The sequence below is a fragment of the Nostoc sp. 2RC genome, from assembly GCF_014222165.1.
In the GTDB taxonomy this organism is placed as follows: domain Bacteria; phylum Cyanobacteriota; class Cyanobacteriia; order Cyanobacteriales; family Nostocaceae; genus Nostoc; species Nostoc linckia.
In genome coordinates, this window is the sequence record NZ_JACKZU010000064.1 from 1 (window position 1) to 26389 (window position 26389).

The 26389-nt window shown below is 39.2% G+C and carries 14 protein-coding genes and 1 pseudogene; 8 read left to right on the top strand and 7 right to left on the bottom strand.

The features are described 5' to 3' along the window. The first annotated feature begins 308 nt into the window (after nt 1–308). The 7 genes from recN to GNE10_RS10195 all read left to right on the top strand — a co-directional run bounded on the left by recN (nt 309) and on the right by GNE10_RS10195 (nt 14826). Nucleotides 309–2057, top strand: coding sequence for a DNA repair protein RecN (gene recN / locus GNE10_RS10165; protein WP_185565071.1), 1749 nt, complete (start codon nt 309–311; stop codon nt 2055–2057). Nucleotides 2058–2338: 281 nt separating this feature from the next. Then, a complete protein-coding gene (locus tag GNE10_RS10170; protein ID WP_185565072.1) occupies nt 2339–3580 on the top strand; it encodes a hypothetical protein in 1242 nt (413 codons plus the stop codon). 352 nt (nt 3581–3932) lie between these two features. Continuing rightward, the gene (locus tag GNE10_RS10175) at nt 3933–8597 is read left to right on the top strand and encodes a response regulator (protein ID WP_185565083.1); all 4665 of its coding nucleotides are present in this window, start codon (nt 3933–3935) and stop codon (nt 8595–8597) included. A 220-nt stretch (nt 8598–8817) separates the two neighbouring features. Beyond that, entirely contained in the window at nt 8818–9474 is a 657-nt protein-coding gene (locus tag GNE10_RS10180) for a hypothetical protein (RefSeq protein WP_185565073.1), read from the top strand. A 231-nt stretch (nt 9475–9705) separates the two neighbouring features. After that, nucleotides 9706–11901, top strand: a complete 2196-nt coding sequence (locus GNE10_RS10185; protein ID WP_185565074.1) for an OmpA family protein — start codon at nt 9706–9708, stop codon at nt 11899–11901. Between the two features lie 29 nt (nt 11902–11930). Continuing rightward, nucleotides 11931–12455, top strand: coding sequence for a Rab family GTPase (locus tag GNE10_RS10190; protein WP_185565075.1), 525 nt, complete (start codon nt 11931–11933; stop codon nt 12453–12455). A 4-nt stretch (nt 12456–12459) separates the two neighbouring features. After that, nucleotides 12460–14826 (top strand): ATP-binding protein, encoded by a 2367-nt coding sequence (locus GNE10_RS10195; protein ID WP_185565076.1) that lies wholly within the window; start codon nt 12460–12462, stop codon nt 14824–14826. Nucleotides 14827–14834: 8 nt separating this feature from the next. On the opposite strand, the pseudogene GNE10_RS10200 reads toward GNE10_RS10195, so the two are convergent. Then, a pseudogene (locus GNE10_RS10200) lies at nt 14835–15683 on the bottom strand (Rpn family recombination-promoting nuclease/putative transposase). A 103-nt stretch (nt 15684–15786) separates the two neighbouring features. Beyond that, the gene (locus GNE10_RS10205; RefSeq protein ID WP_185565077.1) at nt 15787–16203 is read right to left on the bottom strand and encodes an anti-sigma regulatory factor; all 417 of its coding nucleotides are present in this window, start codon (nt 16201–16203) and stop codon (nt 15787–15789) included. 149 nt (nt 16204–16352) lie between these two features. Here GNE10_RS10205 and GNE10_RS10210 point away from each other — a divergent pair, with 149 nt between their 5' ends. After that, nucleotides 16353–17543, top strand: coding sequence for a PP2C family protein-serine/threonine phosphatase (locus GNE10_RS10210; RefSeq protein ID WP_185565078.1), 1191 nt, complete (start codon nt 16353–16355; stop codon nt 17541–17543). A gap of 154 nt (nt 17544–17697) precedes the next feature. On the opposite strand, the gene GNE10_RS10215 is transcribed toward GNE10_RS10210, so the two are convergent. From GNE10_RS10215 to trpE, 5 genes are all read right to left on the bottom strand, one after another. Further along, entirely contained in the window at nt 17698–18036 is a 339-nt protein-coding gene (locus tag GNE10_RS10215) for an STAS domain-containing protein (protein ID WP_185565079.1), read from the bottom strand. Nucleotides 18037–18315: 279 nt separating this feature from the next. Further along, nucleotides 18316–19008: a PIG-L deacetylase family protein gene (locus GNE10_RS10220; protein WP_185565080.1), complete on the bottom strand. Its 693-nt coding sequence runs from the start codon at nt 19006–19008 to the stop codon at nt 18316–18318. Between the two features lie 74 nt (nt 19009–19082). Then, complete coding sequence (locus GNE10_RS10225; RefSeq protein ID WP_185565081.1) at nt 19083–21065, bottom strand: glycosyltransferase; 1983 nt, start codon at nt 21063–21065, stop codon at nt 19083–19085. A 315-nt stretch (nt 21066–21380) separates the two neighbouring features. Then, the gene (locus tag GNE10_RS10230) at nt 21381–24164 is read right to left on the bottom strand and encodes a DUF3131 domain-containing protein (protein WP_185565082.1); all 2784 of its coding nucleotides are present in this window, start codon (nt 24162–24164) and stop codon (nt 21381–21383) included. 673 nt (nt 24165–24837) lie between these two features. Continuing rightward, nucleotides 24838–26382: an anthranilate synthase component I gene (trpE, locus tag GNE10_RS10235; protein WP_185565084.1), complete on the bottom strand. Its 1545-nt coding sequence runs from the start codon at nt 26380–26382 to the stop codon at nt 24838–24840. Nucleotides 26383–26389 lie beyond the last annotated feature (7 nt).

Genomic DNA, 26389 nt, shown 5'->3' on the forward strand with positions numbered 1-26389 from the left:
GGGTAAAGGGGAAGGGGGAAAGGAAAGATCCCTGCTTTTCTCTTTTCCCTTTTACCTTTCCCCAAGGCGAAGCCATGTCCTCATCTCCCCATGCCCTATGCCCTATGCCCCATTCCCCACTGTTCATTGCTTTGCTACACTAATATGGGCGTATTAATTTAATAGTAGTAGGTATTGCTGCCTTTCTCGGTGCTGAGTTAAAAGTGCCAAGTCTTGAAGTAAAGACATGCGCCCTTACTAACTAACTCCGAAATTTTCTTCTGACTCACGACTGGGCACTCAGCACAATGGAAGGAGACTTTGGCTAGATGTTGCTTTGCTTGCGAATTGAAAATTTTGCCCTGATTGACCAACTAGAATTAGAATTTGGCGCGGGACTTAATGTATTAACAGGTGAAACCGGCGCTGGAAAGTCGATTATTTTAGATGCCATTGATGCTGCTTTGGGCGGTAAAGTCTCTAGTCGAGTGATTCGCACAGGGACGAGTCGGGCAGTGGTGGAAGCTACTTTCACTTCCAACCCCCCCTTAGCTGCTTGGTTGACGGAACAGGAAATCGATTTACTCGATGAAAATTGTGTAGTTATTAGCCGAGAAATCTCCGCCACGGCTAGTAATGTCCGCAGCCGATCGCGGGTGAATGGCGTGTTGGTAAATCGCCAGGTGATGGTAGGATTGCGCGATCGCTTGGTGGAAATCACAGCCCAAGGTCAAACGGTGCAAGTAGGACAATCCGCCCAAGTCCGGGACTGGTTGGATTTGTATGGCGGTGACTCTCTGATACAGCAACGCCAAAAGGTCGCCAATAGCTTTAATGCTTACCAACAGGCCCATTTAGCACTGGAAAAACGCCGGACATCAGAACGGGAACGTTTGCAACAACTCGATTTGCTTACCTATCAAGTGCAAGAATTGGGAGCAGCAAATCTTAGCGAAGCCAATGAATTGGAACAGCTAGCACAAGAACGGGAACGCCTGAATCATGTTGTTGATTTGCAACAAATGAGCTACAAAATTTATCAGGCTTTGTATCAAAACGACGCTGAAACTCCCGCCGCCGCAGATTTATTGGGAGACAGCGAAGCCACATTAAATGACATGGTGGAATACGATACCCAGCTGCAACCTTTGTTGGAATTAGTCAGGGATGCCCAAGCTGCGGTGATGGAAGTGGGAAGGCAGATTAATGCTTATGGCGATAGTTTAGAAGCCGATCCCCAGCGATTGGAAGAAGTGGAAGAACGGGTTCGGGAATTAAAGCAAATTTGTCGCAAGTATGGGCCGACGTTAATAGAAGCCATCGCCTATTATCAGCGTATCCAAGCAGAATTAGCCCTACTTAACGACAGCGAACAATCGATTGAAAGTTTAGAACAACAAGAAAAGGCGTGTTTGGAAAAACTCACCGAAACCAGCCATCGATTAACTCAACTGCGTAGCAAGGCCGCAGCTAATTTAGAATCGCGTTTGATATCCGAACTCAAGCCTTTAGCAATGGAAAAGGTGAAATTTCAAGTTGAAATTTTGCCGACTTTCCCAACTGCAATGGGAGCAGATAAAATTACCTTTATGTTTAGCCCCAACCCTGGAGAACCACTGCAACCATTAACAGAAATTGCCTCTGGTGGGGAAATGAGCCGCTTTTTATTGGCTTTGAAAGCTTGTTTTTCTCAAGTTGATGCCGCCGGGACAATGGTATTTGATGAAATTGATGTGGGGGTTTCTGGAAGAGTCGCCCAAGCGATCGCTGAAAAATTACACCAACTCAGCCAACGCAACCAAGTATTATGTGTTACTCACCAGCCCTTAGTTGCAGCAATGGCAGACCGCCATTTCCGGGTAGATAAGCAAACTATTAATCAAGATAAAGGTAAAAAAGCTAACAATGGTAGCGGGGAACAACGTACTGTTGTGCGAGTTACTGCCTTAGATAATTTAACTACTCGCCGGGAAGAACTAGCACAATTAGCTGGTGGCAAATCAGCGAGTGATGCCATCGCTTTTGCCGAATCTTTGTTACTGCAAGCCGCTAATCACCGTCGTGGGGAGCAGATTTGATATAATTTGAGATTTTAGATTTGGGATTTTGGATTGAAATATTCCAAACGTAGAATTGCAGAATGTTTCAAACCAAAAACTGACCAATTTTATATTTTATGATAGTTCCCTATTGCCTCTTGCCCATTTATTTTTGCAAAATATCCGTAAACCTATCATGTGAAAATCGCTGTAATCAGCATATATTGTGGGCATCATAATCCAAGCAGAATAAACAAGCTAGCAGCCAGAAAATATTTTTGGCAGCTAGTTTTTCATTGATATAACTACAGTATCGGCTGATGGCAGATAGTTTTAGACGTTATCTCTTTATCCATCGATATAGTTTTACTAAGTATATTTTGGGTTACCTACAGATTCAATTGGGAGTCATATTCAGCGTGGGTATTTGTGCATTGTGTGAAATTAAGTTACAAGCAGCCCAACTCCATGAAAACACTAAATCTCCCTCATCTTCCCCATTAAATACAAATCAGTATTACTTAGAACTTGCAAAACCTTTCCCTCATAGATTTTTGATTGCTGCACCCGAAAACTTCAATCCTGATTTGCGAGTACCGCCACCACGACCGAAGCCACCAGAGAATTCTAGCCCTCCAACACCTGCCACTGAACCAACAACACCAAATGCAGTTTTAGAAAGTATTGATACAGACTATCGCTACGACACAGATAACTTTGGGCAAACAAATTTATTCATCGAACCAACACTCCAGTTTCGATTAAGAAATGGCAATAAAATCTTTTTGAAGACAGGTTTTGATTTCTTCGATCAACGCGGTGTAGAATCAGTGAGCAATTTTCCCTTGCAAGTTGGATGGCAAGGAAAAATTGGACGAGTAACGCTACAAACAGCCGCAGGAGTTGATGTATTCGACCGTTTACCCGCAGCGATGAATCTCAATGCAAAAGTGGAAGTTCCGATTTTACCAGCGCGAGTTTCGCCAACAGGGCAATTGCGATCGCTATTAGTATTATCAGGTAATTTAGAACAAGGCCCTTATAAATCTAATGCCCGGACTTTACAAAATGAAATTACTGCTTGGCGATTTGGGCCTGATTTATTCTGGCAAATTGACCACAATACCAGCTTGTTTTCTTCTTTACGTTTGGGTAACTACAACGATGGTAATTCTGAGGTACAAACTTTTAGTAGACTAGAGCGAAAATTGGGACAATTTTCTTTAGCAGCTAACTTATTTACTTGGAGTTACGATAACGATTTAGAACGCAGTAGCGGCTATTTTTCACCTCCAGATTTCCTAGTTTACAACGCCGAAGTAGCTTGGGAAGGTGATGTTACTAAATTCTTACGCTGTCGCCTAGCTGCTAATTTCGGACGACAGCGACTTAAAGGAGAATTTGATAATGCTAATACTTATCAAACACGCTGTACGGTGAAGCTATCACCCAATATTGAAGCAGACTTGGGCTATAGCTTCAGTAATGTCCGCAATCAAGATACAGGAGAAAGTGCTTACAACGGTAACTCTTTAACAGGACAATTGCGTGTCAAATTTTAATTCAGAATTCAGAATTCAGAATTCAGAAGTCAGAATTCAGAAGTCAGAATTCAGAATTCAGAATGAATATAAAATCAAGCGTGCTATGGATTTTTGGTTTTTTAATTTTATTCAAATCATAAAGCTTTAGTGTCAAAGTCTTTAAACTCCTAACTCCTAACTCCTAACCCCTAACTCCTAACTCCTAACTCCTAACTCCCAACTCCTAACTCCCAACTCCCAACTCCTAACTCCCAACTCCCAACTCCCAACTCCCAACTCCCAACTCCTAACTCCCAACTCCTAACTCCTAACTCCCAACTCCCAACTCCCAACTCCTGAATTCTGACTCCTGAGTTCTGACTCCTCAATGATGAAAGCACCATTACCTGACAACGAAACACAGCGACTTGAGTCTCTTTTACAGTATAAAATCCTTGATACTCCTGCGGAACCTGCTTTTGACGACCTGACTCGTCTGGCTTCATTTATTTGTGGAACTCCCATTGCTTTAATCAGTTTAATCGAACGCGATCGCCAGTGGTTCAAGTCAAAAGTTGGTTTGGATGCTCTAGAAACACCCAGAGATATCGCGTTCTGCGCCCATGCGATTCTGCAATCTGAGGTTTTTGTTGTCCCTGATGCTACAAAAGACGAAAGGTTCGTTAGCAACCCAGTAGTTACCTCGGAACCTCATGTGCGGTTTTATGCTGGCATTCCATTGACAAATCCCGAAGGATATGCTTTGGGAACACTTTGTGTCATTGACCATGTACCGAGAAATTTGTCTCCAGAACAAATTGAAGCATTACGAATGCTAGGGCGTCAGGTAATCAAGCAATTAGAAATGCGGCGCACTTTAGCAAGTTTGGTTTTGGCCAGCGATAAACGCAAACAAGCACAGAAGATACGCAAACAATTTTTAACAAAGATTGCCCAAGGATTTGCCTTAGCATTGGCTATTTTAGTTTTGATTGGCAGCCTTTCATATCAAAGTACAGAAGTGTTGATGAATACGAGTAAAAATTTGTTCAACACTCAAATGACAATTAACGTTTTGGAAGAACTGTTATCTAATATCAAGGATGCTGAAACGGGACAACGGGGATATATACTCACTGGAAATGAAGCGTATTTGGAACCATATCAAACCGCACTCGTTAAAGTTACTCCAGAAATTCAGCAGCTCAGAAAATTAGCAGCAAACGATCCTCGACAACTGAGTCAACTAGACACACTTCAACCTCTGATAGTAGCAAAACTCAACGAACTCAAAAAAACTATAGATTTGCGCCAAGATCGAGGATTGGATGCTGCATTGGAGGTAATTAAAACAGATCGGGGAAATAAATTGATGAATGATATTCGCAATATCATTCGTGAAATGGAAAACAAGGCGCAAAAACAGCTTCAGCAACACTTAAAATTAACTCAAACCAGTGTCAGCAATACAATTTTGACGCAGACCATTGCTATTTGCTTAAGTTTTCTGATTCTGGCTATAGTCTACTATTTCATTTATCGTGAGGTAAAGGAGCGTAAATTCACCGAAGAGACACTAAACAAAGAACGCAACTTTATCTCAGCAGTTCTTGATACAGCCAGTGCTTTGGTGATAGTTCTCGATGCACAAGGGCAAATTGTTCGCTTTAATCAAGCTTGCGAGCAAACAACTGGTTATTCCTTTGATGAAGTCAGAGGTAGGTATTTCTGGAACCTGTTTCTACTACCAGAACAAGTAGAGCCGGTGAAGGCAATTTTTGAACAACTGCGGACTGGTGAAGGTTCAAAACAGTACGAAAGTTATTGGATTGTCAAAGATGGTAGTCGGCGGTTAATTACATGGACTAACACTATTTTGCAAGACTATGAGGGTCGCGTTGAATACATTGTTGCCACGGGTATTGATATTAGCGATGTTTACGACGAGCTTCGCTTACGCAAACGGGCAGAACAGCATCTCAAAGCCCAGTATGCTACAACCCGCGTCCTAGCAGAGTCTAACACCATCAACGAAGCTATGCACCAAATATTACAAGGAATCTGCGAAAGTTTAGAAGTAGCTGTAAGTGAAATTTGGATGGTCGATAGGCAAGCTAATGTACTGGCTTTTTTCGACAATTGGTATAAAACCTCATTAGAGATGCAGGAATTTGAAATCTTCAGTCGGCAGATTACCTTTGCTTTAGGAATTGGCTTGCCTGGTCGTGTTTGGGCTAGTGCTAAACCTGTTTGGATTACTGATGTTGCTGAAGATCGGAATTTTGTGCGGTTGAAAATCGCTGCCAAAGTCGGGTTACATGGAGCTTTTGGTTTTCCAATTCGTGACAGTAAAAAAATCCTTGGCGTGATTACTTGCTTTAGCCATGAAATCCAGCAGCCTGATTCCAACTTGGTAAAAGTCATGAATTCCATTGGCGAGCAAGTCGGACAATTTATTGAGCGCAAACAAGCAGAAGAAGAACTGCAACGTCAAAACTTGCGATCGCAATTATTCACTGAAATCACCCTGAAGATTCGCCAGTCTTTGCAAATTAAAGAAATTCTCCAAATCGCTGTTACAGAGGTACAAAAAATTATCCATAGCGATCGAGTCTTAATTTATCAGCCTTTGCCTGATGGATCTACAAGTACCATCGTGGAAGCTGTAGTTTCTGGCTGGCTGACAATCAAAGAGAAAAAGCTCACCGATACTTACTTTCGAGGAGAATATTTACAACAGTATTATCTACAACAATATCGTCAAAAACCGAGTTTGGGGCTGGCAGATTTGGATTTGGGTGAAGTCCAAAAAAATCATATAGAATTGCTCCAACAATTTGGAGTCAAATCTCATTTAGTTGTACCGATTCTTGTCAAAGAAGAACTTTGCGGTTTGCTGATTGTTCATCAGTGTGGTAGTTCTCGTCAATGGTCTAGTTTTGACACTCATCTTTTACGGCAAATAGCTGACCAAGTAGGTATTGCCTTAGCCCAAGCTCAAATGTTAGATGCAGAAACTCAACAAAGACGAGAACTTGAAGTTGCGCGACACGAAGCAGAATTAGCTTCTAAAACCAAAAGTGCTTTTTTAGCCAACATGAGCCACGAAATCCGTACTCCTATGAATGCTGTGTTGGGGATGACGGGTTTAATGTTAGAAACTCCCCTCAACCCAGAGCAACGGGATTTTATGGAAACAATACGCATTAGTGGAAATGCTTTGTTGAGTCTCATTAACGAAATTTTGGATTTGTCCAAACTTGAAGCTGGGGAGATGGTTTTAGAAACTTTAGATTTTGACTTGTCTACCTGTGTGGAAGAGGTGTTGGAATTATTGGCTCCCCCAGCCCATAAAAAGGGATTAGAAATTGCAGCTTTAATTTATCCCAACGTTCCCACTCATCTGCAAGGTGATGCTGGTCGTTTGCGGCAAATTTTGATGAATTTAATCAGCAACGCCATCAAATTTACCAGCAGTGGAGAGGTGATAGTCAAAGTAGAATTGCGATCGCTTTCCTTGAATACAGCCACCATTAATTTTGCCATTACAGACACCGGTCTTGGAATTAACTCTGAAGACCAATGCAAACTCTTTACCCCATTTACCCAAGTGGATGCTTCCACCACCCGCAAGTATGGCGGCACAGGTTTGGGATTAGCCATCTGCAAACAACTAGTGACTTTGATGGGAGGACAAATTGGCGTAGAAAGTTCGGTAGGCAAAGGATCTAAGTTTTGGTTTGAAATAACTTTCCCGAAGCAACTTCATCCCAGCTGTTCAATAGAGAGTCACACACTTCTAACTAATCGGCGGTTGTTAGTAGTCGATGATAATGCGACAAATCGCAAAATCATCCAATATCAAGCCACTCGTTGGGGAATGGTAGTAGATAGAGCGGCTTCAGCTAATATTGCCCTGAAAGCTATTGAACAAGCTGCTAAGCACAAAAGTTTGTATGACATTGTTGTGATTGATATGCAGATGCCAGAAATCGATGGCATGGCTCTGGGAGAGCGAATTAAAGCAGATCCGGCCTTCGCACATTTACCTTTGATTATGCTCACCTCTACTAATCAACGCGATGAAATTCAACGAGCGCTAAAAATCGGATTTGCCGCTTATTTGGTTAAACCTATTAAGCCGTCTCGACTTTTTGATGCGATGGTCAATGTTTTAGAAACAAAACAACAGCAGACAAAAAATCTATCTACTACATTCCCCACCCCAGAGCATCCCTCAATCCCTACATCCCCTTTCTCAATTTCTAAGTTTCCAAAATTAAGAATTCTCCTTGCAGAAGATAATTTAGTGAATCAGAAAGTAGCCTTAAAACAACTCCAAAGTCTTGGCTACAGCGCTGATGTTGCTGGTAATGGTCAAGAAGTTTTGCAATTATTAGAAAAAATTCCCTATGATTTGATTTTGATGGACTGCCAAATGCCAGTTCTTGATGGTTTAGAAACTACAAAAGAAATTCATCGTTGGCAAGAAAACAACTTTGCAAGCGGTCGTCGTCCTATAGTGATTGCGATGACAGCTAATGCCATGAAAGAAGACCAACAAATGTGTATAGACGCAGGCATGGATGATTATTTAAGCAAGCCAGTAATGAAGGAAAAGTTAGCAGCGGCATTAGACCGTTGGACAATGCTGATATTGCCAAAACCAACCGTTGTTCGCCAAGAGACAATTTCAACTACAGATGTTGGTTTAATTGAGCTACCAATTGATTGGGAACGCTTGCATCAACTTTCAGAAAATAACCCAGAATTTGAAACAGAATTACTCCAAATATTTGTGGAAGATATGCAAGCTCGGATAGAGGTTATTAAAATAGCGATCGCTGCTTTAGATTTTGAGCAACTTGCACTCCAAGCCCATCAAATTAAAGGTGCTAGTGCCAATATGGGAGTTACAAGTATGCATCATGCAGCAGAAAAACTAGAACAACTAGCTCATAAGCAAGAACGTCGAGGTAGTAATAACTTAATCTCAGAGTTAGAAGAATTTGTTAAACGCATCCAAGAGTTTTTAGTAATTAATTATGGGGCATAGGGCATGGGGTATTAGCAAATGACCAATAGACCTTTTGTAAAAGTGCTTTTTGGACTCTTGTGGTCAAAGGAATACATCTTTATTGGGGAAAGGGAAAATACCAAACCTTTCCCCCTTTCCCCGACTTATGGAAGAAGTCTAATGACTAAATGACTAATGACTAATGACTAATGGGAATAATAAATTTAATATCCTAAAATTAGGTTCTGAGGTTTTTCTGATGAATCAGATGAGTAGAGACGATGTACGGGAACGGCTGGGCAATATCGATCAGATCCGCGATATTATTTTTGGCACACAGCTAAGAGACTACGAAAATAGATTTAGTAAGCTAGAGTCAGATATTTCTTTGTTGCAACAACAAACGCGATCGCATCTTGAGCAACTCAAGTCCAATTTTTCGGCGGAATTAAAAGCAGGCTTTGAAGCGTTAGATAAAAAGCTGAAGTCAGTCAACATCACAACTCAAGAAGAAACTCTTGATTTACGCCAACAAGTCGATCGACTCAATAAAAAGTTCTCTACCAGTGTTCAGTCCCTTGATGAAACCTTAGATAGTCAAACCACATCAATTCGAGATGAAATCTTTCAAACTAAAGTTCAATTACAAGATGATGTTACCGCACTACGGGATCTCATTCTAGAAGAAATAGATCGTCGCTTTTCACAGTTGACAAACGCCAAAGTTTCTAAAGACGATATGGCTGAAACTTTGTTTGCCTTGGGAATGCGCCTCAAAGAAACTGAATTCATCCCTCAACTACGAGAAGCAGCCGATGAACGCAACAACGATTATAGTGCTGTACCACTTCTAGAAACTACAAAGTTGTCAAAAGTGTTAACTCAGTCTAACAGTACGGCAGAATTACACTCTTAATTGCAGCAGGAGATGAGGAGGATGGGGGAAATGGAGGAGATGGGGAGTCTTAACTCCAAACTCCTACCTCCTACCTCCAAACTCCAAACTCCTAACTTCTAACTCCTACCTCCAAACTCCTAACTCCTAACTCCAAACTCCTACCTCCAAACTCCTAACTCCAAACTCCTAACTTCTAACTCCTAACTCCTAATTCCTAACTCAACACTTTTGAAGATGAGATTTACTGATATGACTCAGGTGGAAAATTCGATTTATCAATCTGTTGATTTAAAAGAGGAAGAAGTTCTACAGATTGACAACTTAATACATTTACTAATCGAACTCAAAATTATCGAATCACCTGAGTCATCTTGTTATTCACTACCATTAGAAAATAATAATGATGAAATTTTGGTAGAAGAAATTCAATTATTACAACTTCCTTCAGTTCCATTAGAAGTATGTGAAGCTTATTTAGAGTCTAGGTTGAATTCTCTTAGCAATATACCGAGTTCATCCCCACTGCTTGAAGAAGATGTAGAAAAATCTTTGGAAATATTTCTACCTTTTGAGGAAGTTGCAGTTCACTCAGAAGATGCATTCCAAAAATTACAGCAAATATTGGTTGGTCACCAATTAGCAGAAGTAGATAATTTCATAAATCAACTACAAGAAAAATTAAAAAAAATAGAGTATCAAATTTATGAACCTCAAGAGTTAATAAATCTTTTACTACCATCGATTTCTGAGCTTTTAAAGCTAAAAATTGCCGAGTCAAAAGAGGAAATTATAGAGATAATCGCTCCTATTATCGATCGCACTATTCGTAGTCGTACTGAACAAGACAGAATTAGTATGAGCGAGGCGATCGCACCTGCTGTTCCTCTGGCAATTTCCCAACAAATTATTGTTGCACCACAGGAAGTTTCCGATGCGATCGCTCCGGCCATGGGACGAGCAATTAAAAAGCAAATTGAAATTGAACAAAATATTGTTGTCGATGCACTCTACCCAATTATTGGTAGTACCATCGCCAAATATATGGCAGAGACAATCCGGGCCATTAACCGACAAGTTGAAGAAACCCTCAGCGTTGAAGGAATTCAACGTAAAATTCGTGCCAAATTACAGGGAGTTTCTGAAGCAGAATTAATCCTTAAAGAAGCTGTATCATTTGGAATTCAAGCCATTTTCTTGATTCATAAAGCATCTGGTTTAATTATCTCAAATATTCAGCGTTCTGATGCACAGCAGCTTGAAGCTGAAATGGTAGCAGGGATGCTGACTGCAATTCGCAGTTTTGCCAATGATTGCATCAATCAATCTGGAAGTGTCACCGAATTAGATGCAATCACATACGGTACATCCCAAATAATTTTAGAAGTCGCAGGATACTGCTATTTAGCTATTGTTATTCAAGGAGAACCAAGCAAAAACTTTATTCATAAAATGCGATATAATTTCAGTAAAATTATTAAAAAATATGGCGAAGAATTAGAAAATTTTGACGGTGATTTAGATACAATTTCTAGTGAAGTCCATACACTTTTACAAGAAATCCAAGATTTAGATATTCAGCAGAGAAAGAAAAAAAATATTTTCTCACCGATAGTAATATTCGGTTTAACAGTTCTCAGCAGTATTTTCATTCCTTGGGGATTTTGGCAATATCATAGTGGAGTGATACGTTCTATTGAAAATCAAACTTTATTAGCTCTAACTTCCGCTCCTGAATTAGCTGTATATCGATTAACCGTGCAGGTAGAACACAATAAATTAAAATTAACCGGACGATTACCTAATGAACTTCTTCGCCATAAAGCTGAAGAAATTGTTAAACTAACCTCTCCTAATTGGTTAATTGACAATCAAATTTTGTTAGTCGAAGTCCCAGCAGATCCCGTATTAGCTGCGGCTGAAGTTAAACGAGTCACAGCAGTTTTAAATCAAACAGAAGGTACAGCTATTTCTAGTCAATATATTACTGGTAAAGTATCTGTTGAAGGTACTGTTAACCGGATTGCAGATGCTCGAATTATCACTCATGCATTTGAGCAAATTCCAGGCGTAAAATCTGTTTCTAGTGCAGTGCGAATAGAACCTTTACAGCTTGAAGTGCGATTTTACTTTCAACCCAATTCGGCAAGTCTGATGAAAACTGATTTTGGACAAAAAGTCAAACAAGTAAAGTTTTTCCTCAATCAGCATCCAAATCAGCATTTAAAAATTATTGGTTATAGTTCTGATCGGAGTAATAAAAACACATCTGAAAAATTAGCACTTACACGAGCCAAAGCTGTACAACAAACATTAATTAAATTAGGTATTGAACCATCTCGTCTACAAGTTATTGGTAGAACAAATTTCCCACCAGGAATTGATGCAACTCATCCCTTATGGTTGAGTCGGTGTGTTGTTCTAGAACCAATAAACAAGCAGTTTTGAATTGATTGATATCCAACTTTTATTCAACAATGTCTACAATTTCTAAAAAAATCTGCTTATTTGGTGATTTTGGTGTTGGTAAAACAAGCCTAATTCGCCAATTTGTCGAATCTAAATTTAGTGATGAATATCTTTCAACTGTGGGAGTAAAAATTTCTCGTAAAATGCTTCGTATGTCTCAAAAAGGCGTACATAATCTGGAAGAGTTACAGCTTTTAATTTGGGATATTGAAGGTAGTAACAAGTTTAAAGCAGTTGCTAAAAATTATTTTCAAGGTTCTAAAGGTGCTGTACTAGTTGGTGATGTAACACAACCTGAAACTCTCAATCATCTCCGAGAACATATTGAGACTTTTTTAGCTGTTAATCCTCAAAGTTATATTGTTGTTGCACTGAATAAATCAGATATGATAGCGGCAGAATATTTAGAGAGCATCCGTAAAATGTATCAATTCAGTAATGAAGCTAATATATTAGACACTTATATAACTTCAGCTAAAACTGGCAATAATGTTAATGAAATATTTCAAACTTTAGCTACTCATTTAATTTAGTCAAATGAACTTGATATCGTCAAATGTTTTATCTGTGTCTGGAATCGAATATTTAATAATTGATGATAGCTTAAAGATTATTAAAATATCTGTGGGATTAATTGATTTTGCCGATATTGCCGATGAAGTAAAACCAGGTGATGATGTTCGGATTTTGTTTCCAGAATTACAGGGACTTGAAGATGTTTTTGATGCCATTCAACAAGGAGAACAAAATAGTTTTGAATTAAAAGGAATTAGGCGATCGCCAGATCAAGCTCCTCCTTTATATATTGATATTTGTATTACTAAAAATATACACAAAGACAACTCAAGCAGTTCTTTAATCATTCTTGTGCAGAATGTTACAGAAAGGATGGTGCTTGAGCAATCTTTATTTCAAGGTGCAAATGAAGCAAATCTTTTGTTACGTAATTTAAAAGCTTCTAAACAATATATTGACCAAATTTTGACATCAATGCCAGATGCATTGTTGGTAACAACACTGTCAGGAAATATTAAAAAATTGAATCCAATAGCACAAGGTTTGCTGGAATACAACGAAGCAGAACTCATTGGTCAACCAATCACTAAAGTTCTGAATAAAGTTGCCAATATTGAAATTACTAATATATCTCAAAATACAGAAGTTAACTATTTAGGAAAAGAGCTAGAAACAGTTTGTTATACCAAAAGTGGTAAAACTATTCCTGTAGATTTTTCCTACTCAATCATTCAAACTGAAATTGAACATTTCCAAGGTTATGTTTACATTTTGCGAGATATGACCGAACGAAAACAGGCAGAACTCGCTAAACAGCAATTCTTAGCAATGATTAGTCATGAAGTTAGGACTCCGATTACATCTGTAACTGGGATGGCAAGTCTGTTGTTAGATAGTAAGTTGACTGATGAACAACAAGATTTTGTTAAAACTATTTACATAAGTGGAAATTCCTTACTCAAAATTATTAACGATTTTCTTGATTTTTCCAAAATCCAATCAGGCAATCTGGAACTAGAAGAACAACCTTTTGTTTTAAGAAATTGCATTAATCAGGCTCTTAATTTACTTGCACCTAAAGCTCAAGAAAAAGGATTAAAACTCACATTTTTAGATGATCCTAAACTTCCTACTATGATTGTGGGAGATATTACTCGACTGCGCCAAGTCTTGATTAATTTAATCAGTAATGCAATTAAATTCACCAAAACTGGAAGCATAGAAGTTTCAGTTATAACCCGCAATCCCAGCGAGATTAGTCATTCTACCACTGTAAATATTTGCGAAATTCAGTTTAGTATCAAGGATACAGGTATTGGAATTCCACGCGATCGCCTCGAACGTTTATTTAAAGCCTTCAGTCAAGTTAATTCCTCCATTACTAGAGAGTATGGTGGTACGGGATTAGGTCTTGCCATCTGCAAGCAACTATGCGAGTTAATGGGCGGCAGAATTTGGGTTGAAAGTCAGCTAGATGTAGGTAGTACATTTTATTTCACGATTACTGCTTCTGTGATTCCAGAGGAATCGGAAGTCAGAACTCACAATGGGCTACGTCCCAGTACGCTGACAGAATTTAGAAGTCACGGTTCAGGAATGGAAAATTACCAAAACAACTGTGATTTTTCTACTCCTGATTGTCCCAAATTAAGAATTCTCTTAACTGAAGACAATCTAGTTAATCAAAAAATTGCTTTGAAACAACTGAAAAACCTGGGCTACAGCGCCGATATTGCTAACAATGGAAAAGAAGCGTTAGAGGTATTAGAAAAAAATCCTTATGATTTAATTTTGATGGATTGCCAAATGCCGATTCTTGACGGCTTAGAAACGACAAAAGAAATTCATCGTTGGCAAGAAAGTCAGTTTGCAAGTGGTCGTCGTCCTGTGGTAATTGCAATGACAGCTAATGCTATGAAAGAAGACAAACAAATGTGTTTAGATGCAGGCATGGATGACTATTTAACCAAACCAGTTATGAAAGAAGATTTGGCAGCAATGCTAGAACATTGGGGAAGTATAATTATTCGAGTAAAACAAACAAATTTTAGTTTAGTTGACCTGCCAATTGATTGGGAACGCTTGCATCAACTTTCAGAAAATAACCCAGAATTTGAAACAGAATTACTGCAAATATTTGTGGAAGATATGCAAGCGCGGATAGAGGTTATTAAAATGGCGATCGCTGCTTTGGATTTTGAGCAACTTGCACTCGAAGCCCATCAAATTAAAGGTGCTAGTGCCAATATGGGAGTTACAACTATGCATCAAGCAGCAGAAAAATTAGAACAACTAGCTCATCACCAAGAACGTCGAGGTAGTAATAACTTAATCTCAGAATTAGAAGAATTTGTTGAACGCATCCAAGAGTTTTTAATGGCAAAATAGAAGCTTAATTATCGTGCTGACAGCCAAGCCTGTAAATCAGCCACACTAGTAAAATCTAACAATGCTTCACTCAAATCCTCAAGAACAGGCAATGGTAAATCAAAAATAAAGGAACGCATTTCATCGGGCACTTCTCCAAACCGCTTATTCAATTGTCGAATAATAAGGTTAATTGTTGCTTCTTCTCTTCCTTCTTCTCTTCCTTCTTCTTTGATTTCTCGATAAACTCTGGTTTCTTTGAGTGTTATCCCTAGCATAGACTCTACCTCTACTCGACTTAATTGTTCAAATTTGTAAACCATTATCGTCGTTATCATATCTATTATGGCGTCACTTGCCCCAGATGGAACCTATTGACGGGTTCTACTTAACAAATACCTGGCTTCCTCTGGTGCTTCTTGTGACTCTACTGTGGTTAACACCATCAATGCTACCCAGATAGGTAGTTGACGAATGTCTCCCAATTCATCTAAATAAACCCTATGTACTTGAGTACTATTCAGCAATCCTCGATGAGGATGAATATCGGTTTGTTCAATACTGCGTGACGGATAAATGATTACTGCTTGCCAATCACTAAATCTGGCACGGTTGCGGTAAAAATATAACGATGATTCAGCAAATACTCTTTCATACAGTTGTTCATCTTTTTGAAACTGCACTTCACAAAAATAAACTACTCCTGCACCCGCGTTTTCTGGTGGTAAAAATACCCCGTCTATTTCAAATTTGGGTTCTTTAACGGCCACAGAATCAAATCGATAAGCATTTGCATTTATTGGCTGATTTGTCAATAATTCAAATAACAAAAAAGGAGATTGTTGAAAAAGTTTGTAAAATATGGAGTCTCGCCGCATCGCCCTAAAATTTAGTTTGACTAATAAATAACATTCAGCAAATTTCAAAAGTCAAATAGGGTTTATGGGGAAATTATAAACCTTAAAATCTATTGAGTTATTATCAGTAATACTTAATCATAAATAAACAGTAACGATTGTCTATTGTTCGCTCATAACTCAATTTGTCGGCAATAGCAGACATGATTTTTAAACCACGTCCGCGTTCTTGGTCGTTATTTTCCAATTCTGATGCTTGCTGCAATTGTTCCTCTAAATCAAAGTATTTACCCTGAGACCAAATGCGAATTTCTATACACTTATTTAAACACACAGCTTCCATCTCAATTGGAGTTTCAATGGGTAAATTTTTATGAGCATGTTCAACAATATTAGTAAAGCCCTCCATTAAAAGTGTTTGACATTGCCACCAAATTTGTCCATCGAGAAAGCTTGGCTGGTTTATCTGCTCGAACCAAGATAAAACTTCAGGGGAAGCTGTCAGATCTGTGTTCACTTTTAAATAAATTTTCTTACTCATTATCAATCAATTTCACTTTTGTAAATTATCTTATTCGTTAATTACTTTATTTAATTTGAGTATTTTCACTATACATGAAAAATTAAATTTCATATAACTTAAATTAAATGAACTATTGATTTGCCATCGTAATTATCAAAATATAATTTATGTTTAAAATTTTGGTTATTGATGACGATCCTACAGTCCGAGCAGTACTTAAAAGCACGCTGAAAAAGCAGGGTTATGATGTTACCGTAGCTAGTAATGGTGAAGAAGGAATTATACAAGCACAACTGCTGCATCCTGCTCTAATTATTTGTGATTGGATGATGTCCCAGTTAGATGGACTAGAAGTCTGTCGGCGAATTAGATCGACTCCAGAGTTGGCGACTACGTTTTTTATTTTGTTGACTGCTAGAGGAGCAGCTAGAGGAGAAGAAGATGATAGAGTCAGAGGACTCGATGCTGGAGCAGATGAGTTTATTTCTAAACCAATAGAGATGAATGAATTGAAAGCAAGAGTCAGAGCAGGATTAAGGTTACATCAGCTGAATCAGGATTTACAAAGTAAAAAACAAGCTTTGGAACAACTCAATCAGGATTTACGAACCCAAAAGCAAATTTTAGAAACAGAATTGGCTCAAGCCGCTGATTACGTGCGATCGCTTCTCCCCTCACCCTTGGTAGGAACAGTAACTACAGAAAATCTGTTTATTCCTTCAGCACAGCTAGGGGGTGATTGCTTTGGCCATAATTGGATTGATGAGGATCGTTTGGCGATTTATTTGTTGGATGTATCAGGACATGGAGTGGGTTCAGCACTATTGTCTGTATCGGTGCTGAATGTGCTGCGATCGCAATCTCTACCAAACACCAACTTTTGTCAACCTAATGAAGTCCTAAAAGCCCTCAATCATGCCTTCCAAATGAGGAAGCACGGCGACAAATACTTCACAATTTGGTATGGAGTTTATCATCGGCTCAAACGCCAACTCATATACGCCAACGCTGGACATCCACCGGCATTACTGCTATCTAGTAGTTCTAGAGAAAATATCCAAGTTCAACAACTAACTTCTTTAGATTTACCAATTGGCTTTTTACCTGATGTAGATTTTAAAAATGCTGTTTTTGAAGTTCAAGAAAACAGTATTTTATATATCTTTAGTGATGGTATTTATGAAATTAATCAGCCAGATGGTAAAATTTTAGGTCTTGATGCTTTCATTAAACTACTAACAAAATGTAGCCAGACTGATATCTGCAACCTCAATCAATTATTGATGAATCTTCTTGGCTTTAATGCCAAAGAAAATCTTGATGATGATTTGTCTTTAGTCAAGGTTAACTTTGGCTAGTATAGTTAAATATCAATACATTAGCTCTATTGCATTCTATGAAATAATTTGTCTGCAATTAGAAGCAGCTTATTTTATATTCTTTACAGATGCAATTAGTTGCTTCTTGACAAACTAGCTAATGACCGCAAATAAATTTAAAAACCAAAACAAATTAATATACTCCATTTTGCATTGTTATTATTTGGCGATTGAATTCTTCTTGGTCAGCAAAAGTTTGAAATATTCTATCCATTTTAGTCAATTGAAATAACATTTTGACTTGGTCGTTGATCGAACAGATAAATAGTTGTCCATCGGTTTTTCGTACTATTTGCATTGCTGATACTAAAGCACCTAAACCAGAACTATCAATAAATTTTACATTTTTTAAATCTAACAACAAAATATTTGTTCCTTTGTCCATAAGAGTGCTAACTTCACGACGCAATTCATTACCTCTAATACCGTCTAAAATTCCCGATAATTCGAGGACAGTTACATTGTTATTCATAGATAGATGCTCCGTAGAAAATATGCTATTATTTTGGCATTTATTTAACATAAACTGCAATAGTTATCAAAATAATTTTCTTTATATATAAAACCCTGATTTATAAACTCACTTCTAAGAGCAGCGGTCATACAAGAGGTTATAAAATATTAAAATCTCCCATTATTTTAAAATTGAATTTTTATGAAGATATATCAAAATTGCAATCTAACTTATGAAATAAGTTGTTACTCATTAGTCTTTTGTGCTTAGACCAATGACTAATGACTAATATTTAATTTATTTATTACTATTAGCTATGGCACTAAAAAAGCTAGCATCAACCCATTGACGAGAAATTTCAAAAGCTTCAAAATATCCATCTTTTTGACCTAATTCCCGCGCCCAAAAACGAGACAAAACAAGTATAGCATCGAGTTGCATAAATGCTTTTTTGGCTTCTGATTCATAACAACCAATAGCTGCTATTTTTTCCTCAATAACAGAAGTTATATCCACAAAAAAATTCGGTTCAAAACCACGCAAAAAAACAGGCGGTGCTGAATACCACAAAGGTATGTTTTTGCGGGTAGCAACATTAGAAACTGCAATGGCACACACTTCATGATCTCTATGTCCATATTTTTCAGGTTGTGGTGCGTGAGTAATAATCAAATCTGGATGCCAATTCCCAATAGCTGCTTCAGTAACTTTAATCACTGCTTGTGTTGAAAAATTACACTCTTCAAGTGCATAAAATTCATAATTTGCACCGATAATTTTACCAGCGGCATCTGCTTCTTGATGACGTGTACCCTTAACAGATGAACTAGAAAGACTACCATCAGTCAAAATTAAGCAACGAACATTCCATCCTGCTTTTGACATCAAACTGAGAGTACCGGCAGCAGGGAGAACTTCATCATCAGCATGAGCATAAATTGTTAACACAGTTCGTTGCCCAAAGTTGTTACAGTCTAAATGATTGTTCATAGCTGTTTTGTCATTAGGTATAGGAAGAGGAGAAGACAAGGGAGAAAAATTACTATGTTGTCTCCCTTATTTCCTTATGCTGCTTTTGGAGGTTGCCAAACAGACGCGCGGATAATAGCCCACAAAAGTAATAAATTATAAATAGCCCATGCACCATTAAGTAGATGAACTTCAGGATAATTCAAATGGCCGATCGCTAATCGATAAAGGCTCCATAATATTCCCAAAATGGTCAAGATAAAAACAACAATCTGTGGCCAAACTAGTCTTAGATAAATACCAGATTGTCGTTGTTTAGGTGTAACTTGAAAATTAAGTTTTTGTCCGGTGAATACACTGCATACCGCTTGGATTAATAACGGAAATAAAGCAATGGCATATTGTTCAGAACGCCAAACTTCTCTAGCGGGAATGCCCCAGGTAGCTGCAAGGAAAGTCAGACGGTTGATAATAAAAGCTGGAAAAAAGTGTATAGCAAAGTCCGGGCCGTAGGTTTTAACTGGAATAATATCTGTAAAAAAATAGATAATTGGACAAGAAATAAAAATCAGAGTTGCAAAACCAGAAAAATAGCTATACATCGTTTTAAAATAATGTAATCTCTGCCAAAAACTTAGCCCTGGTTTTGTTAATGGATTTTCTCTCAGTAGCACTTGAATAGTTCCTTGTGCCCAGCGTAGCCGTTGTTTAAGAGTAGAACTGAGGTCATCTGGTGCTAAACCTTCCGCTAACAATTCATTGTGATAAATGGATTTCCATCCAGCACCATGCAGACGCATTGCTGTATTCATGTCTTCTGTAATACTGTTGCTGGATACACCACCAATTAATTGAAATTCATTTAAACGTTTTTCATCCTTGGCAAATTCATCAGCAAAATATTGCAGTCCTACACTAATTAGTGCTTCCTTTCTCAAAAGTGCATTTGTGCCTGTATAAAAAGCGGCGTTCATGCCATCTTTACCTTGTTGTAGCGGCCCATAAAATAAATTTGCTCGATGTCCAAAAGGATCGCCTTCAGGAATGTTATAAAAATCCTGGCGGGTTTGGACAAAAGCAATTTGATTTTGGTCATATTTCCCTGTGAAAAGATTATAAGTGTAGAAATAAGGCAGAACTCGTTTAATAAATTGTGGTTTAGGAATATGATCGGCATCTAGAGTCAGAATAAACTCTCCAGAAGTTTCCCCAGAAAAAATTGCGTAATTGAGATTACCCGCTTTTGCGTGATGGGGTACACCAGCTGGTTTGGGACGAGCAATGTAACGAAAACGAGCCAATTCAACTAGTTCTAGTTCTTTTTTGCGAATAGCTTCTTCTAAAGTTTTGCGTTCGCTAATTAGGCGTTCCCTCATACTTTGATGCTGTGGAGGTAACCAAAGAATAAACTGTCGCAGACTTTTGACAAATTCGCTAGCAAACTCATTTATCTCTGGCTGTGAAGATGCTTCTAGCCATTTTTCAGCAGCTTCGGTGTTGGGTGTGAGATTTTCCAGTTGCTTCAAGCGTTCCAATAAACAACAGTGTTCTGTATGAATTCGTTCTGCTTCCTGTTGTAGTTGTGATGACTGCAAATCCTGAATACACAATTTTTCCGTCATTGCTCGCATGTCAGCCGAGTTACCATCATCTAGCACATAAACACGTAACTTGGTTGGCGGGTAATCCATTGCTAAAGCTGCTTTAGCAGTTTCTTCTACAATTTCCGGCGGCTCATTGTAACAGGTTATAAACACATCCACTGTCGGCCAATCAGATTTAGGTATTGCTGGGGTCATTTGGTCGAGAGATTTAATTTGTCTAACTAAAGGCCGCCACAACCCAATTACAAACATTACCCCACCGAAATAACTATAAATTTCTGCTACTAACAACGGGATAGAAATCCAAAGGGCATCAAAATTAATAGAATGAGTGATGCGCCACTGCAAATACCAGATACCAAAAATTAAATTGATTTCTGCCAAATAGCGAAATAACAGCGTTCTTTTTTTGAGTAACGAGCGGCTGTTACCAGAAAAGTTTGTGGAGTTATCAATAATAGAAACTGAAGTCATCTTATTAAGATTTTGGATTTTGGATTTTGGATTTTGTTTGCGTAGTTTTTCCTAGAGAAACAGAAAATCCTTGTAGAGACGTTGCAATGCAACGTCTCTTGGATTCATAGCGTCAGAACTACATGTAGCAACCCAAAAGGTATGGGAGACTGGGGACACACAAGAGGCCGGGAATTTTTGATAACTGATTAAGCGGACATGGTATGACTACATCAACTCTTCTACCAGTATTCCCAAATACAATTGCTGATTAACGCACACGGCTTTGCCATTACGGATTGTTAATTTGGAATTAGTATTTAGTTGCCTTTCAACTTATTCTGTGACTTTGGTACGAGTTACTAATGAAGTATTTTTGCTAGTTGAAGTCCAGTAACTTCCAGAGCCATCAGAAATTAGCTTGGTTTGTTGTATTGCAGTGTTGGGTAAACCTCGCCCAGAATTACCCTCGGTGACTGCTGTCCACCAAGGAGACTTCATGGTGGTAGTGGGACGAATTAGAGGTTGTCCATTCATCACTTTGTACAACAAGGATTGCAAAATCATACTGTTGGTGCTGCTAGTGAAACCAATTGCTGTTTTACCTGTGGTTTCATAGAAGCCTTCATAAAATCCAGCCAATGGATTGTATAAATCTGTGGTTGCTTGCAGTAATTCTTGACTATACCTGTTTTCCGGTAGCAAAGCATGATAAGCAAAAGCTACTGCTGTACTTACCAATCTTCCCTTGGCTACGGGTTGACCGTCATCTCCTAATGCTACCCAAGAATTGCCTTGTCCAGTAATTGTACTGTGGACAGTGTAAGGCTTGGCATCAATTAACGTAGTAGCTGAAGCTGTGAGAGTACCGGTGCGACGGTAACGTTCGGCTTGTGCTTGAAAAATAGGTTCAAAGAGCGATCGCATTTGTGGATCTAGTCCAAATTCCAAAGCATACAATAGGAAAGGATTGCTAACTGTATATTGGTTTTTGAAGTTAGTATCTGTGCGATGCCGTTGAATTGGTACTTTTACTTTCTCTACTGAAGCAGTTTGATATTCACCACCAACAGCAGAACCCTCAACATTAAACCCCCATAATTGAAAAGCACGAGCCGCATATTCTTCATAACCTAAGCGGGTTTCAGGGTTGACGCGGGTAAGCCATCGCCCATCTTGATTTTTGCTAACAGTAGCACTGGAAAGAATACCTCCCCGTACCACACGCAAGTATGACCAATCCAGGACAATTTTATCCACCGCAGCCGTGTATTCTGGATGACAAATTTTTAAATTGTAAAGTGCTGCCAGCATTCTGCCCAAATCTAAAGCTGACCAACCATTTCCATCTGAAATGGGATTTCCACCATAATCTATTGATTGCAGGGTTCTGCTATCGTAACCGCGACTCGGTAACTCATTAGCAAATAGCGGTAATTTTGTCAAGGCTCCTAATAAATGTCGGGTGCGTTCTTCAAATTCTTTGGGGTTAATGATATCGAGCGATCGCGCCGCATGAAGGGCTGCGAGATAATCTCCTAAGCCCCAGAGAGTTGCACCTCGGAAATCGCTGCGATCGTCAATTAGCCCATTTTTGCTATGATAATTGGCTTGAAAGTATCGCCAAGCCGCCTGTGCATAGCGTCGTTCAATCACTGACAGTGGTCTTTGTAGTTTCAGGCTAGATGATGGTTGCGGATTACCCACTGGGGGAATAGGTGCAACAGCAACTTCCGTAATTTTAGAACTGTCCGCAGGAGTTGGGGTAGGAGCTGTAACAGTAGAATTTGCTGTGACATTCTCGCTGGAGTTACCAGTAGAGACACTTACAGAACTCAAGGCTATTAAAGGGCGATTTCCCCTGGCTTTGTAGTATAAAATCTCTAAAATTAGCCCATTAGTATTACCAGTCAAAGCTTTATTAGGTTGCTTCGATTCTTCATAAATACCAGCATAGTAGCCACTATCATCAGAACTGCGGAGATCCTTGACAGCATCAAAAAGTTTTTGAGCATAGGCATTATCTGGAAAAAGATAGTGCCAGCCAAAAGCCGCTTTGGTACTGATACTGCGAAACTGTGGATAAGGCTGATTAGCGTCGGTAATTGTTGCCCAGTTTGTACCGTTGGCGTAAACGGTGTTGTAGAGAAAATAAGGTGCTTGGTCAATATTGTCTTCTGTAACCGCAGTCAACTGCCCTGTGGTGTCGTAACGCCGTTTTTGCACATCTAAAACTCTGGCAGCAAAATCAGCCAATTCACCTTGCAAGCCAAATTCAATACCATCAAGAATATAAGATTCACTAACAACATAATTATTGGCATTAGTGCTTTGAAAATCACGGGTATCAACGGGAATTTGCACGCCATTAATTTCCACTAACTTAAATGGCTGCAAAGCAATGGCTTGTGGTGCAGAGAAACCCCAAAGTTGATAACCTCTAGCGGCGTATTCTTCATAGCCGAGTCGTCCTTCTTGCACCAGCAATGTTTTGTTATCTGGAAGAACAGTAGCACCAAAAAGTTGTCGGTCTTTGAGCGATCGCCCTACCTGCCATTTAGCGACAATTCCCTTGAGCCAATCATTGTATTGGGGATGACAGCTGCGAATTACATCAAAGGCAGCCAGAATTCTACCAATATCCAAAGCAGACCAACCAATACCCCGTTCAATGGGATTGTTGCCATAATCAACTATCTGTGCGGTGGCTGCGTTATAGACTTTATTGGGCAAAGCGTCTTCAAATAACTTGAGGCTGCTGAGAGTCGTCAAAAACTTATTTAGGCGGGTATCAAAGTCTGCTTGGTCAGTGAGATTTAACCAGCGTGCAGCATTCAACGCCATTAGGTAATTACCCATATCCCAGAGTGTACCGGAAGGATAACCCCCAGTGGAATTGGTAAATCCCGTTGCTGGCTGATAATTTTTCACAAAATACTGCCAAGCAGCACGAGCATAAGTTTGTTCCTCAGCTGTCAGAGGAACTGTAATACTGCTACAGGTATTGGTATTTTGAGATAAGACTGGTGTTGGGATGTAAAACAAAAATTGCAAAAATATTGCAATTAAAAACAATGCCATCGATTTCAACAGCTTTTGTTGATGGTGCTTATATATCATGTGCAAATAAAAAGTTAAGGATTAAGAGCGATAAAGCTTTTGTGTGGGGAAATAACTTTCAAACTAAACGCGCTTGACAATATCCTTTGGCTGGCGCTGATGAAAAAAAATATATAGCAATCTCAAATAATTTGTGAAATATTACATATTAGGATTGTTGACTGTTAACCGTTAACAGTCAACACTCAACACCAATATTTTTCACAATTGAAATAGGATTGCTATATTTAAATTTTTGGGTTTTGTTCCATATAAATAGTATTTAGAAAATTTCCGTTTAATCTCCTAATTTGGATGTTATGCCGAAATTTTCTGGATACCAGTGATGAATATACCGAAAAATCAGTACTTACGTACAAAATTAGATAAATATACGGAATATTTTCACTTCTTCCAAGCGATCGCACCTGGAAATTTACACCAATTTTCAGGTAAATAAACCACGTTGTAGGGGCGAACAACCATTAGCCCCTACTAAGGATTTCGGGCAACGCAGAATTAATTATTGGAGATGTCGGCGTTGCATAATTGGGGCATGATTCGAGAATTTTCATCAAGACATAATCGCCGCGTCCCCGCGTCTCCGTGTCCCCGCGTCTTTGCATCCCCGCATCAGCCTAAATCATCACATTATTCAGCAACGCCGGAGATGTCTAATAACTAATAACTAAATTTAACGCAAACAACGAATCGCTTCTAATAAACCTTTAGCTTTATTGAGGGTTTCTTCGTATTCTTTTTCAGGTTCAGAATCAGCTACTAAACCTGCGCCGGCTTGGACGCTTACTGTGTTGTTATGCACTACCATTGTGCGAATTGCTATAGCAGTATTTAATTGTCCTTCAAAATCATAATATCCATAAACACCGGAATAAACACCGCGCCGACTCGGCTCTAATTCGTGGATAATTTCCATTGCTCTAATCTTTGGTGCGCCGCTGACTGTACCTGCTGGGAAAGAAGCTTTGAGTAAATCCCATGCTGTTTTATCAATGGCTAATTTACCTACAACATTGCTGACAATGTGCATAACATGGGAGTAGCGTTCAATTACCATCAATTCGTCAACTTTGACGCTACCACTTTGACAGACACGCCCTAAATCGTTCCGTCCTAAATCAACAAGCATTACATGTTCGGCAATTTCTTTAGGATCTTGCAATAAATCCTCAGCAAAAGCTGTATCTTCTTTGGTGGTTTTACCGCGTGGGCGCGTTCCTGCAATTGGACGCAGAGTTGCGATCGCTCCTCCCCCATTGGGATCGGTTTCGGCTTTTACCATCACTTCGGGACTGGAACCGATGATTTGCCAATCTTGGAAGTGAAAATAAGCCATGTAAGGCGAAGGATTTATTTGACGTAAAGAACGGTAAAGAGCAAAGGGGTCACCTGTGTATGTTGTTGATAATCGCTGGGAAATAACTACTTGGAAGATGTCACCAGCTTTGATATGTTCTTTTGCCTTTTGGACGCTGGCACAAAAATCGGGACGGGTAAAGTTACTTTGATACTCCTGTGCTTGTGCGCTGTGTTGCTCCTGTGTGTCTCTACTCCCTGGCGGCTTCCACTCTAATCTCGTTTTCTCTGGGGATAGTGGGAGAGATAGCTTTTCGAGCATTTGGTTAACGCGATGGCAAGCTCCTTGGTATGCTGCGTGTAAAGAAGTTACATTTAACGTCTCTACATTGCGTAAATCAGCATAGGCCACCGCCCAAATTTTCCGCTTTACCTGGTCAAAAATCAACAGGTGGTCTACCTGCATCCACAGACCATCGGGGATATTTCGCTCATCTGGTGGATGAATTGGTACGCGGGGTTCAATCCAGCGAATCAATTCATATCCCCAAAACCCAAACAAACCACCAATTCCTGGCGGTAGCTGTGGCAATTTTACTGGGTGATAAGGTTCTAGACATTGAGCTAGGGCTGTAAAAGGGTCGCCAGCAAAAACCACCTGAGAACCATCACGGTTGATTTGAGTTGTGCGATCGCCTCTTGCTTCCAATACCCACAAAGGATCGCAACCCACTAAACTATAGCGCCCGATTTTTTCTCCACCTTCTATGGATTCCAACAAAAAGCTATAGGGCTGACCTGCACAGACTTTATACCAAGCAGATACTGGTGTATCTAAGTCTGCCACCCATTCCTGATATACCGGAACGAAGTTGCCTTGTACAGCTAGCTGTGAAAATTCAGAAAAATCGGGGAATACCATAAACAGC